The organism is Mucilaginibacter sp. P2_A4, from assembly GCF_056405015.1.
In genome coordinates this window covers 67,156-80,611 of record NZ_JBFUCX010000013.1, presented here as the reverse complement: position 1 = coordinate 80,611, position 13,456 = coordinate 67,156, and the positions used below count along the sequence as shown (strand labels likewise).

The window sequence follows — 13,456 nt, the reverse complement described above, 5'->3', positions numbered from 1 at the left end:
CTAAATCACCCGGGCCTATTGGCCAACCCAAATGAATTTGACTATGGCAAGAATAGGAAGATCACGCTGGTGAAACCTAAAAATCAGGTTTCCGTTACAGATTTCCTTGAACTTAAACTTGTTATTTCAGAAAAGGGAACAGCGCTTGAAGGACTTACAACAGAACACTTACCCTACCAGGTTTATTTCAATAAATGGCCTAAATAAGCCATCATTAGGTTTTAACGATCAACTCCTCTTTAGCAGCCCACAAACCAATATCCTGTTTAGTTAATGCGGCGGCCATCAATTCCGGAAATTTATCGGGCGTACAGGCAAAAACAGGCACACCCAAATCGGCCAGAAACTGGGCATTACGATGATCATATGAGGGCGCTCCATCGTCGTTCAGGGCTAAAAGCACCACAAGCTGCACACCGGCAATAACCAGCTCAACAGCGCGGCGGCGCATTTCGTTCACATTTCCGCCCTCGTACAGGTCGGTGATCAGCACCAGTACGGTATCTGAGGGTTTGGTTACTATTTGCTGGCAATAAGTTAAGGCCGCGTTAATGTCAGTACCGCCACCAAGCTGTACGCCAAACAGGAGTTCAACAGGATCGGTCAGCTCTTCGGTCAAATCGGCAACGGCAGTATCAAACACAACCATTTTTGTTTTTATAGCCGGGATGGATGCCATCACACTGCCAAATATGCCTGAGTAAACCACAGATGAGCCCATTGAGCCGCTTTGATCCAGACAAAGAATCACATCTTTTAATGACGATCGCCTACGACCGTAACCTACCCTACTTTCTGGAATGATCGTTTGATATTCAGGCTGGTAATGCTTCAGGTTTTTAAGTATGGTAGCGCCCCAGTTAATTTCATTATGGCGTGGCCGGGTGTTTCTGATACTTCTGTTCAAACTGCCGGTAATGGCTTGTCGTGTTGGCTCAGTCAGTTTTTTCATGAGTTCGTCAACTACTTTACGTATTACCTGCCGGGCGGTATCTTTGGTTTTATCGGGGATCACCCGGCTTAAAGTCATTAAAGTGGCTACCAGATGCACATCGGGTTCAATGTTCTCCAGCATTTCCTTTTCAAAAAGCATCTGGGTTAAATTGAGGCGTTTCAATGCATCCTGCTGCATTACCTGTACTACACTTGCCGGGAAAAATGTGCGAATATCGCCCAGCCACCGGCTCACGTTTGGTGATGATGCACCCAAGCCTCCGCTTTTATTACTATCATATAAAGCTTCAAGCGTACGGTCGACCTTCAGATCGGCTTCATCCAGATCAAACTGTGTCCCTTCCTGTTGGTGACCACCCAGGATCAACCGCCACTTACGCAGGTGCTGTGGTTCAATTTCCATTTAATTCGCTGTTGTTAATGGTTAAGCCCAATAGTTCCATTATTACCGGGAGTCCTTTTTTGGCCCGTTCGGTATCAAAGTTTGCAATAGCTGTGGTGTGTTGTTGCCCGGCCGTCCCTCCTGTACGCACTTTTTCTCCTAACTTTCGCCGTTCCGGATTGGAGAAATTAGCAAAAGTACGGCGCAGTAATGGCAGTACCTGCATAAAGGTTTCGTTGTTTAAGCCTGATACCCAGTTATCGATCACCTGCCATAAATCCTGATCGAGCAGTAATAAAGTCCCGCTGCCCTTTAAAAAACCTTCCAACCAGGCGGCCGAAATCACAGGAGCAGTGGCGGCCGACATGGCATAGCCAAAGTATTGCATCAACTGATCGGCCGTTAACAGTTTACTATCATTTAGCAAGCGTGTACCATAACCTCCAATTACAGGCGATGTATTTTTGTTAGCTGCAATTACCTGCAAAGTTTGTTGCCAGCTTGTGGTAGTTTCAGGTTCCTGCAATAAATTAATACCATCATTTAACTTATAAAATAAACCAAGCAATTGTTGCGCGGCATCATCATCAATAGCCACGCAGGCATTAGGCAAGCTAATGCAAATACGGGTTATGATACTGCTAATGATACTTAAGACAACCGTGGCATCCGTTTTACGCACATTGCCATAACGGGCAACCGTAATTAAGCCGGGCACAACTTCCATTAACTCAATCACATCTGCCGATGCTGCCGCTAAGTTGTTCAACCGATGAATTAAAACCTGGATAGCCTGAGGCAATTCAGCCGGGATGCTTTTTTCAAGCAAATCGCTGATCACTTTCAGATCTGTAGCTTCTTCTGCCTGGTTTAATACACTATTGGCAGCAGCCTCTAAAACCGTATTCCCTAAATTACCGCGTTCGATGATTTCAACAGAGTAACCAGGATCCCATTGCAGGCGCCATTGCTCTTTAAAAGTCCCTTTACTTGCAACATATTGCTGCCTGCCCCATTGAATGCCCAGCAAGATAAGCCGGTGCAGAAAAACACTCCGTTCCAGATCCGTATCTTTGCGCAGATCGAGCGTATAGTCTTTAAAATCGGCTGTAGCTGGCAGTCTTAATTTCTTTTGCAGCTTTTCAATATCCAGCTGCAGTGGTGGCTTAGGTATTTCTACGGGTACCTCCCCTATCTGATGACCGACAATTAGCTCATCATGCACCAGTTTCAGCAGAATAGCTTCTCCATTGCATAATACGCTTAGTGTCGCTTCATTTAATTCCTCCAAACCCGCCTTTGGAAGGCCACGCAGGGAAGCAAGCGATTCTGCTAAGCGCACTGCCTCTATAATATGTGCAACCGAAGTGTCCATTTGCTGCTTGCGGAACAATTGGGCAACATGGGCCATCCACAAAGTACCATCATCGTGTGGATGGTGCCAAACATGGTTATACCATCCCGGCGAATTAATACCGGCGCCATAACCGCTGTAAAAGCTTAATCGGCTAAACGTCCAGGGGATCCAGGTGCACTCGGTTTTTACTTTAGGCAGGCCTTTGAGTAATTCATTATCATCTTTTTGTGAGGTCTTATTTTTCAAGGCTGGTACATGCCATGCCCCGCAAATCACCGCGATGGTGTGGAACATTTCCTTTTCGGCTTGCCGGATGCAACGGCGCATGTAGGCTTCCCGCAGTTCCTCCAGTTTTTTATCTTTTTTCGGAAGGTCTTCGCGCAAAGCCTGCATGGCTTCGGCTACAGCATCAAATACTTCATCGTTATTTAAGCGATATTCAAAAGTGTGTTCCCACCATTTTTCGTCGTCGGCAAAACCGGCCGCGTCTGATAGGTAGCTAATGGGGGATTTATATAACTGCTCATAAGATTGCGCTTCCAGGTTGATTTGATCCGGATTAATAGGAGCATCATCTTTTTCATGTTGTTCCTTCTCTATCAGCATTTGGTTACCTGCAGGCAGATCCATAAAACGCACATGAATGTTTTGCTTACGGGCATAAAGAATAGCCTGCCATTCAGGCGAAAAATCTGCAAAGGGATAAAATACGGACCTTTGCGGATCATCCGGCTGGTAACAAAGCAAAGCCACCGGAGGCCTTAGATCGGCATGTCCCACCCATTGAAGCATATCATCGGCCTCCGGCGGGCCTTCCACCAATACAATATCCGGCTTAACCGATTCCAGAAATGCTTTCACATTCCTGGCCGAACCGGGGCCGTGGTGCCTTATACCTAATATGTTTATAGCCATGAACTGATCTGCTTTTTATTATAAATCGCGGCAGGCACGGTAAATATCACTCCAATCACCGCGTGTTTTCACAACGGTTTCCAGGTATTCCTGCCATACCAGTTTATCCTGCACGGGATCTTTTATTACCGAGCCTATTATGCTTGCTGCCAGGTCTGCCGCCTTCAAAGTTCCATCGCCAAAGTAGGCAGCCATTGATAATCCACTGTTCACTACCGAAATAGCTTCGGCTGTGCTTAGCGTACCCGTAGGTATTTTCACCTTGGTTTTGCCATCCATTGTAACGCCGCTACGCAGCTCACGAAAAATGGTTACTATCCGGCGTATTTCCTGCAAAGCTGGCGGCTCGGCAGGTAACTCCATCACTTTCTCAAAGCTTTCTACCCGGCGGCGTACAATATCAATCTCCTCCTCTATCGAATCAGGCAGTGGCAATATCACGGTATTAAACCGGCGTTTTAGCGCGCTGGATAATTCATTTACGCCCTTATCGCGGTTATTGGCTGTAGCAATTACATTGAAGCCTTTAATGGCTTGTACTTCCGTATTTAGTTCAGGCACCGGTAACGTTTTTTCAGACAGTATGGTAATCAGCGTATCCTGCACATCTGCACCTATCCTGGTTAACTCTTCCAACCGAACAATCTTGCCATCTTTCATTGCCCGCATTACCGGGGTTTCAACCAATGCCCCCGCAGAAGGACCTTCCGCTATCAAACGGGCGTAATTCCACCCGTAACGCACTGATTCCTCGCTGGTACCTGCCGTCCCCTGGATGATGAGGGTTGAATCACCACTTACCCCAGCTGCCAAATGTTCGCTTACCCAACTTTTAGCAGTACCGGGTAAACCGTATAACAGCAAAGCCCGATCCGTGGTGAGCGTAGCAACAGCTATTTCCATCAGGCGGCGGTTACCGATATATTTGGGTGATACCTCAAACCCGTTTTTGAGTTTACCGCCTATTAGATAAGTAACTACAGATTGTGGCGAAAGGACCCAGTTGGCCGGTCGTTTATCGTTATCCTGTTTTTTAAGTTCTTCCAGTTCGTGTGCAAATAATTGCTCTGCATGCTGACGTAATAGCTGTGACATGTTAAGGTATTTATACGTTAAAGGCTTTAAGTGTTTGTTGCTTTAAGCCCAGTAATTTAAATAAGTGATCTCTGTTTTTTTCCCAAGCATTTTGCTGACTGGCATCTTTAGACTCTATTTTTTCAAGCTGATTGATAACGGCTGTCGGGATGAGTTTAATATGTTTATTAAAGAAAGCGCGGTTATATATATAAGGGTTATTAGCCATATAGGGTAATACAGATATGACAAATTCTGCACCCCATTCCTGCTCACAATTAAGTGCTATATTGATGGTATTTTGCGGATCGTTTGCAAAGAACCTTAACATATATTTGTCCCGCTGCTGTGATGGTAGCTTATTGACAAAATCGGCATACAAACCAGCCTGATTTAGCAAATAGGGAATCCAGCTATCGGCTTTAAATGTTATTACAGCTTTAATTAATGCGCCCATTTGCGACAAGGCATACTTTTCGAAGTAGCTCACCACCTGCTCAGCTGTGGCCTCAAATTGCTTTTCCCAAAATGAAGGCGGAACAGCAGCCATCAATTGGTATATAATAAAACTTTCATCAGAAATGCCACTTTTTTGCCCGGCTAACTTTTCTATCCCCGATCTAAAGATGTTCTCATCAACTGTATCCGGCAATTTTTGCTGAATGGAAACCTTAGTCATCATCCCCAATAAAGCTTTCTCTTTTTTAAGGATGACGGATTCCGTTAATAAATCCTGGTAAAGATTTACGATGGCAGAGCCAGGTATCAATTTAAGTAAAGCCAGGGCTTCATCTTTTACCTTTTGCCCCTTTTCATTCAACAAACTTTCCAGCCATTCCAGATCGGCGGCACCGGCATTTATACGAAGCGCTTTCAACAAATCAACTTTACTTGCAGCGTTTTCCTGCGCCCAGGTTTGCTGTAGCCATTCCCTTGCTTGCTCCGGATTAATTTGCCTTAACTTTTTAAGCACACTGACCCGTTCTTCGGGCTTGCCGGTTTGCCAGATTTCTTCATTCGTAAGGATTGTAAAATAATCCCATGCAGGGTTTAACGTACTTAACCACCATCCACGGTTTCCACTGCATGCATTAACCAGGGGTTGTAACGATTTATCCTTTAAGGCTATATCCATAACGGCCGGTAAAACATCAGGCCAAAACAGTTGTTGCTTCGTATTACACAGAACCATCCATAATTCCAGCAACGCAGTGTTATCCTCGTTAAGGATATCACTTAAAACATTCGCGGCCTCTTCAGAACAGTAGGATTTTATTTCTTCGGGCGCTACGGTTACCGGCAGCTCCTTTTGCTCAGGTGTAAATCCACATTGACGATAGTTGTAAATTACAGCGGCCTTTTGCAAAAACTTCGCTTCTTTATCTGAAGATTCTGCAGCATCGATCATAACTGCTATTTCGGCTACCTCATCGGGCAAGTCGGCGCTGCCAGGCATCGGTTTATCCGTGCCCAGCATAGCGGTATTAATCACATATTCCCAGGCTTTCATCAAATAGCTTTATATTTATTTTTATGCCAAACACCCAATGGGCGGTATTCGTTTTCTTTACCGATAACGCTCATCATCAATGGCTGTCCCCCGCTTAAAGACATTAGCTGCCATATATTTTTAAAATCAGAAGCAATACGGCACAAAAAACCATCCTGGTCCTGCAGCCACCATTGTTTTTGGTATTGTACCGGTTTTAAGGCTGCTACCACAAATGGCAGCTCATTTCTGAAAGGCAGCTTACTGTTAAGCACGGTTTCGCACTCAACTACCTGATTCCACCCCGTAAAACTTTGTATATTTTGCGTAGCATTAGCCCCGGCGATAGTATAATTTTTAATGATAGCCCTATATTGTATGGCGGATGGAAAATAATTCAGTTCTGCATCCAGGTACATACCCGAGCTCAAAGACAATTGCCCAACCTGCCCGCGGGCAATAAATTGCAAAACAAGTGCATATTGATTACTTTTTATGCCGTATAACCAGTTTTCATCAACAGTGATCTGTTGTTCCTCGCGGCTTTCTTTTCCTATCACCAACCAGGTGTCGGTAATGCCGTTCTGCTTTTTAAGTTCCTCCTGGTTAACCGTAAAACCAATGGCCGAGCGTATATTCTGCTGTAATAAGGGATTAATGGCAGGTAAATGCTGGTAGCTTTCAGCCACCAGGTATAACTGCAATAGCTTATCCATAAAACTGCTTTGCCAGCCTTCATTCCAGAAATTTGTGGCGCCAAGGTTTTTAACCATAGCGGCTAACCCTGATGCCTGGGCATCAATCATACGGCGGGCCATGTTATCCCAATAAACTCCACCTTTTTCGGGGACGGTTAAAATGCCGTTACGAATAATATCTTTTATCCAGATCAGCAGCTCGCTGATACCGCCGCTTACTTTTTGCTCGCGTGATTGCTGGCGTTTAGCCTGCGCCGCTTCATCAACTGGTTTTTCCGCTTTTTCGGTTTTCTTTTCTTCTTTTTCAGATCGCTTGCTGATCCAGTCACCTACCCATGCAGGCATATCCGAATTAGCAAATAAACCAGGCTGGCGGGCACATAATAATAACAAACCAAGCCCGTGTTTACACGGAAATTTACGGCTTGGGCATGAGCATTTGAAAGCGATAGCGGTAAGATCGACCTGCGTTTGGTATGGCTTGCTTCCGCTTCCCTGGCATTCGCCCCAAAGCGCTTGTTCGTTTATTCCCTTGGTAACCCATTTGGCGGGTGCAGCCAAATCGCGCCCGGCCTTTTTTGAAGCTTCATCAGGCGCAAGGGCGTATATCTGGTCTTCTGTTAGCTGCAAAGTACTTTACTTTATTGTGAAAAAGGTTTGTGTTGTTTTGCCTTAAAAATAGGATAAAAATTAAAAATGTACAGTCAGAATTATTTATTTAAAACCACCTCATAAAATTCAAGAGGTGGTCTATTTTGTTTAACTAACATGATAAGTTACCTCATGCGCTTCCCACAGTGCGGGCACCTCCAGTTTATATGTCAGCTTATCTAAAACCGCGGCGGGAACGACAGCATCGCGGTTTTTATTTTGACCATGTAAATGCTGATAAGGTACCTCAATATAGGCGATAACCACCTTTGCCTTATAGGTGCCGAACAGTTCGATCAGCTGCATCCGCATTTGGCTGGTGGTATTGGTAGCGTTCCAGACAAAGGATTCCTGTTTGCGCAGGTAAACGCGTGCCCGTTCTTTTGCTTCCTGTATCACCTGGCCATTACCCTTTTTATCTGTTGGGGATATACGGCGTTCCATACGTATATGATCTAAGGAGATCACAGGCCATCCAAAGTATTGCTTCTTAATAAATGTGTCCTTACCTGCACCTGGTAAACCACTCATTAAAATCACTTCAAACACAGGTTCTTCAAAAGGAATATAGTCCAGGTAGGCATCATTATGTTGCATATAATACATTTGTGCCTGGCCCGAGCTAAACTTATGGGCATTTCCCCAGCAATCATTTTCCTGACAAAATGCTTCAAAGCAGTCGATACGATAGAGCATCTCCTCCTGATCGTCACAAATACGACCTAACATATCGGCACGAGCCAACAAAGCCAGCCATTGGGTGTTTACCTCCATACTGGCTTTCGCCAACGTTTTTAACGGGTCTGGCTTTTCAAACAACCATATCGGTAAACCATGATGACGCACCAAGCCCACAATCTGTTCGCGGATCATGAAAGGCGCAGGTTCATTTACATAAAGCAATTGCCTTGCAAATTGCGCGCCTTTACGGGCATGCCCGTTAGAGGTAATGCTGCCATCGGCCTCAAAAACTGTAGTGTTGTATTTTTCAACATCGTGCAATAAAGCGGCAGCCCATAGTATTTGCTGTTCCTGTTTAGATAAACCTTGAAAAACTGGTTCATTTTCCAAGGCAGCCAATACCATTTGCGTATGGGTAGCCACATTGCCCTCAGCATGATAGCGCGGGTCTTGCTCAACGTTGTTCATGCGCCTTATCCAGTCAAATTTTCCTTCAAGATATGTCCACTCTTTATTTTCACTAAACGTCCACATGCTTACCTCCTTCATTTATCAATGGTGCGCGTTTCCAGTTGCGGGTCCAGTGTTCATCGGTTTTAACGTGCCCCTTTCGTACATATTTAAATACATTTTGCGCAAAAGCGTCCACGGCGTAACTATCGGCATTACGACTAACAATACCTTCCATGGTAGTTGCTTTCTGATCATACACATCATAAGAATCAAACGCGCCTGGCCCCCTTACCAGTGTCAGTATTTCCGTTTCAAACTGTTGTCGCTCATCTGGCATACCTTCCGCTTTAACTACCGGAACCGTAGGCAGATCAAGCATATTGGCGTAGAACTGAGTCTCCTCCCAACTAAGCCACCGATCGTGCTCACGAATCCCGAACACATAAAAATGGTGCTCCAGTTTGCGATATTCAATGGAATGTATCGCATACAGATTCTCTCCGAAAATCTCCAGATCGCCCAGATCATATTTCACCAACTGCCAGAAACGCCGGAGGCTTTCTGTCCAGGATGAGGTAGTTGGTGCCGCATGCGAACGGGCAAAAACGCCGATTTTGGAAAGGCAATTATTTTCGCCATCCAGTTTTTCAGTATGTATTAAGTTTGGGATACGCTGTAAGTGGTCCCAGTAGTCGTGCGCTATACGATCATCGCTGGTTGTGCCCGGCGAAAACGGATAATGATAGGTACGACCATATTTTTGTGATATAGCCATGTTTTCAAGATTAAAATAAGAAAATAAAAATCGCTTCCTTCCCTGGGATGGGAAAGATCATAAATGATTTATGCGCGGGCGATTACATGGCTCAATACTTATAGCGTTTTTGTTGACGCAAATGTAAGAAACTAATTTATAATCTGTTTACCCAAATACAACACAAAATCAAATTGCAATTTACCTTCCAGGAAGCACAGATTCTTCTCAACCAGCCAGCCTTCTTCCTCATAATCCGAACCCGAAAAAATCATTTTGAGTTCCAGAGGCAGTTTTAACGCTGTTCTCTTTTAACATCTTATTAAAAGAAGGTGACATCAGTAGTCATACACATGTTCAATAGTAACCTTATCATCTAATAGCGTTTTAACGACAGTACTTAAATTGCCAACTGTTGTTACTATCGCTATTCTAATTAAACCGGGTTTAGTAACAATGGGTTGGATAAACAGTACTTTGCAATTTCCAGTCTGAATTGCAGGCTCATTAGTTAAAACAGTGAGCATAATAGCACCTTTGTTACCTGCAATTTCATTAAAGACAACACCCTTTTCAGCCAGCTTGTTAACTGAAGTATTGAATTGGGCATAACGAGGTAAGTTGGCCAGCATCATACCATTTGGTAATATTTTTAAGTGATGAACAAACCCAGTTGTGTCCAGTCCGGCGGGTAGTTTTTCCATCACCACCGCAGTTTGCAGTGAAGCTGTTTCATATGCCGATTTAGTACCCAAACCTATCAACCAGCCATAACCGCTCTTAACCAATAATTCGGTAGTTAAATAATACCGACGTTCCAGTTTGCGCAGTAAATGCGGCCCGTTGAGGGAGGTATTACTCCACAACGTTTTAAGCTGATGATTAAAATCATATTCGTACCAAGGAAGTTCGTCAATAAATTTTACGTAATTATATTCATAACCTGCGTTGAACATATCCTCAGCTGTCATTTCCTCGTTGGGGCTGGTATCGGTTATCCGGCCAATAATGGTTTCGTAAAATGATTTGATACTGTATTCAACTGTTGTACTGCCGGCTATCACCATTATCATCACATGATAGCCCGTATTGAATGGAAAATTGCCTTTTATCTGATCGTACACCACGCCATAGCCACCCCACATTTGGTCAACGTGTTTCATATACGGAAAAGTGGTTGAGGTGTGGTTTTTAAAATAATCTGCCTGTTCTGCCGGGCTAAACACCAGGAACCACTCGGGGTAGGTTAAAAAAGTTTGATCAGGCGGGCGCACATCTTTTTGCGGTGTTAGCGGATGCTGATTGGAAGTCAGCCAGGATTTATCAACCAATAGTCCCTTCCCGGCGGGCACGGTGGATGGCTTCCTGTTTTTAACAGCAAATGTTATTATGGATAGTAGCAGCGCAATTAATGTCAGGATCCTTAGCCTTCTCATGGTTATATTTTGGTAAACAACATTAAAGTATTGTCAGATGGGTCTTTGTCCTGTAGTATTCGTTTACCAGCATCTTTAAATCCGTTTTTTTCAATAATTGCTGCCCATTCGTCTGCAGGTTTAAAGTTCTTAAAATCTTTGGCTTCAAACTCCCAGCTCTCGTTCAATCCTACATTAAACACCGTATGCACCAGCGAAACAAAGGTGGCCATCTCCCGCGTTTTTACATTATGATCCCGGATAACAAATGAACCACCAGGCCGCAGGATACGGTGAATAGATTTTACAAATCCATCCAGTTTAACTACTGGGCAGTGATGCAAACCAATATAGCAGGTAACTACATCAAGGCTACTATCTGGAATAACCGACTTGCTGATAGTGTCGTAACCATTAATATTAATAAATGTACCTTGTTTACCTAACTGTCCCCGCTCCATAATATCAGCGGGTGAGTTGGTTGGCGCCAGGTCATTAATGAGATAGATATGGCCTGCAACTTCTGTTTCTTTTCTAAGCTGACTAATATACCTACCTGTTGACCCTATCTCTGCATACCCATCAATCCGCTTTACACCTCCTAATAATTCCAGCGTTTGCCTTACTATCTCCTTTTTTTGCTTTTTTAGCGCCGGCAAGGCGTAGGTCAGCTCCGATAAAAAAGGTTTGATGCTTTTCAGCTTGCTTTGTACCGATTTGTAAATTTCTTCATCGCTTTTGCCGGCAGCGGTTTCTTCTTTTATAAGCTGATGGAATTTATCTTCGGGATACAAATGAAATATCACCTGCAAAAAGCGGTAAAAGTCGTCGCTCCATTTGGTATCGTTGAATACTGCTTTAAATTCGGATGTATTAGCCATTGTTTTGTGGTTTTAATGGTTTATAGTAGGTATCCCAAAAAATGTTCCTGAATTTATATTCAGGGTCAAGCTTGGCTTTCAAATCAAATATTTTTTGCGCATTGGGATAGGCCTTATGAAACTGCCCAGCCGTTGGATGTACCTGGTATGGCAAATAATAGGCGCCGTTTACTGCGGTCACCGCATCGGCAAGTTCGCGTGTCCATACGGCTACGGCGTGTTTTGATGCAGCATCTGTACGCTGTTTATAGTAAACAACAAAGGCAAATACTTCCTCGCGTGCCCAAGCCAGGTAAGTACCAGGATCGGCTTTGGCATGGCGGATAGAAACATTCAACACATTTACATTAAAGCGGATAAATATTTCGGCCATGGCCTTTTCAAATTCCTCAAAACGGTTTACCGGCACAAAGTACTCCAGCAAAACGTAGGTGCTGTTGATTCTTGATTTCGGTTCCAGTTCGGCTACGTCATACCCAGCCTCGTAATTACGCCAGTGTATTTTTTTTCCTCTGAATAATAACGGGTCTATCACAAACTCCCGGTAAGGTTTTCCTAGCGGCCGTTCCGTAAATGCCCATAAGAAATACCGCTCCAGCGGATAAAATTCTTTCAAGGGCATTAACCGGGTTTTAACAGTTGGTTTTTCGGTTGTTTCTATCCAGCTTACGGCACGTAAACGTTTGTATTTGGGTGGATATATATCACCATTATGAAAAACAACCTGGGCATTGTTTCGGATAGTTTTAAAAAAGTAATCCTTATATTCTTCCACCTTCATCTTTTTATCGACGCGTTTGATGGCCATGTTATCGGCCAGTTCCAACTCCGCCTGTACAATAATGCCGATGCCGTTATATCCGCCTATCGCGCCGAAAAATATTTGCTGATTTTCTGCCCTGGTGGCATGCACTAATGAGCCATCGGCCAATACTACATCGATAGACCGCACCGATAACACTACCGGCCCCATGCTCATGTATCGGCCATGGGCGTTCACACTTAATGCCCCACCTACTGTAAAGTTAGCATAGGTCTGCATGATCTTGATGCTGAGGTTGTGCTCATCAATATATTGTTGAATATCGCACCAACGGATACCAGTTTGTACTTTAATAAGTTTATCAGCTGCCGAAAAATCCAATACTTTATTCATGCCACGCATATCCACATGCACGCTATGCGGACTGGCCGTTTGCCCACCCATACTAAAGCGACCACCGCCCACTGAAATAGACCCGGTAGTATTTTTCACAATCTCGCAGACCTCCTCAACCGAAGTTGGCCGCATTATTTTTGCTACCAGTACCGGGTTCAATCGGGTTACATCATCAATAATACGCTCATCAGTTTTAAGATGCGGAATTTCCTTGCCTTCGTCATTTTTTAAATAATCAGGCGCCGAACCGGGTACCGAGCCATAATTATTTGCAGCATAATTACCTTTCTTAAATCCCAATCGCCATATTAACCATAACGGACCAAGCACAGGTATCAAAACAGTAAATAGCCAATAACCAGAATAGCCCTGATCGTGGAGTCGCTTGATAGCGGTTGCGGCAATGATCCAGAACAATAATGGATATAATATAAATGTAGCTTGTTCACCTATACTGAATAGCAATAGGTTATACAATACATAAAACGTGCACCAGTAAAACAGGGAAGCCAGCCAAAAAGCCCCTTTTGATAAACGACCATTAACGGTAAATAGCAGATAGGTTACAGGTAATTTTTGTTTCAGGCGCATAG

The 13,456-nt window shown here is 44.0% G+C and carries 11 protein-coding genes; 1 reads left to right on the top strand and 10 read right to left on the bottom strand.

Annotation, left to right across the window (positions count from 1 at the left end):
* Positions 1 to 18 precede the first annotated feature (18 nt).
* Positions 19 to 207: a hypothetical protein gene (locus tag AC1DYB_RS22185; RefSeq protein ID WP_477438088.1), complete on the top strand. Its 189-nt coding sequence runs from the start codon at positions 19 to 21 to the stop codon at positions 205 to 207.
* 7 nt (positions 208 to 214) lie between these two features.
* On the opposite strand, the gene AC1DYB_RS22180 is transcribed toward AC1DYB_RS22185, so the two are convergent.
* The 10 genes from AC1DYB_RS22180 to AC1DYB_RS22135 all read right to left on the bottom strand — a co-directional run bounded on the left by AC1DYB_RS22180 (position 215) and on the right by AC1DYB_RS22135 (position 13,454).
* A complete protein-coding gene (locus AC1DYB_RS22180; protein WP_477438086.1) occupies positions 215 to 1,357 on the bottom strand; it encodes a VWA domain-containing protein in 1,143 nt (380 codons plus the stop codon).
* Positions 1,347 to 3,608: a DUF5682 family protein gene (locus tag AC1DYB_RS22175; protein ID WP_477438084.1), complete on the bottom strand. Its 2,262-nt coding sequence runs from the start codon at positions 3,606 to 3,608 to the stop codon at positions 1,347 to 1,349. Before AC1DYB_RS22175 ends, AC1DYB_RS22180 begins: the two co-directional genes overlap by 11 nt.
* A gap of 18 nt (positions 3,609 to 3,626) precedes the next feature.
* Positions 3,627 to 4,703 carry an ATP-binding protein gene (locus AC1DYB_RS22170; RefSeq protein ID WP_477395950.1) on the bottom strand — a complete coding sequence of 359 codons (1,077 nt, stop codon included), beginning with the start codon at positions 4,701 to 4,703 and terminating at the stop codon, positions 3,627 to 3,629.
* A gap of 10 nt (positions 4,704 to 4,713) precedes the next feature.
* Complete coding sequence (locus AC1DYB_RS22165; RefSeq protein WP_477438082.1) at positions 4,714 to 6,192, bottom strand: DUF5691 domain-containing protein; 1,479 nt, start codon at positions 6,190 to 6,192, stop codon at positions 4,714 to 4,716.
* On the bottom strand, positions 6,192 to 7,499 hold the full coding sequence (locus tag AC1DYB_RS22160; RefSeq protein WP_477438080.1) for an SWIM zinc finger family protein: 1,308 nt from the start codon (positions 7,497 to 7,499) through the stop codon (positions 6,192 to 6,194). The genes AC1DYB_RS22165 and AC1DYB_RS22160 overlap by 1 nt, the downstream gene beginning before the upstream one ends.
* A 129-nt stretch (positions 7,500 to 7,628) precedes the next feature.
* Complete coding sequence (locus AC1DYB_RS22155; protein ID WP_477438078.1) at positions 7,629 to 8,750, bottom strand: AAA family ATPase; 1,122 nt, start codon at positions 8,748 to 8,750, stop codon at positions 7,629 to 7,631.
* The gene (locus tag AC1DYB_RS22150) at positions 8,722 to 9,429 is read right to left on the bottom strand and encodes an RNA ligase family protein (protein ID WP_477438076.1); all 708 of its coding nucleotides are present in this window, start codon (positions 9,427 to 9,429) and stop codon (positions 8,722 to 8,724) included. The genes AC1DYB_RS22155 and AC1DYB_RS22150 overlap by 29 nt, the downstream gene beginning before the upstream one ends.
* Positions 9,430 to 9,746: 317 nt before the next feature.
* Positions 9,747 to 10,844 (bottom strand): hypothetical protein, encoded by a 1,098-nt coding sequence (locus AC1DYB_RS22145; protein ID WP_477438074.1) that lies wholly within the window; start codon positions 10,842 to 10,844, stop codon positions 9,747 to 9,749.
* A 2-nt stretch (positions 10,845 to 10,846) separates the two neighbouring features.
* Positions 10,847 to 11,704 (bottom strand): methyltransferase domain-containing protein, encoded by an 858-nt coding sequence (locus tag AC1DYB_RS22140; RefSeq protein ID WP_477438072.1) that lies wholly within the window; start codon positions 11,702 to 11,704, stop codon positions 10,847 to 10,849.
* On the bottom strand, positions 11,697 to 13,454 hold the full coding sequence (locus tag AC1DYB_RS22135) for an FAD-binding protein (RefSeq protein WP_477438070.1): 1,758 nt from the start codon (positions 13,452 to 13,454) through the stop codon (positions 11,697 to 11,699). Before AC1DYB_RS22135 ends, AC1DYB_RS22140 begins: the two co-directional genes overlap by 8 nt.
* Positions 13,455 to 13,456: the final 2 nt, after the last annotated feature.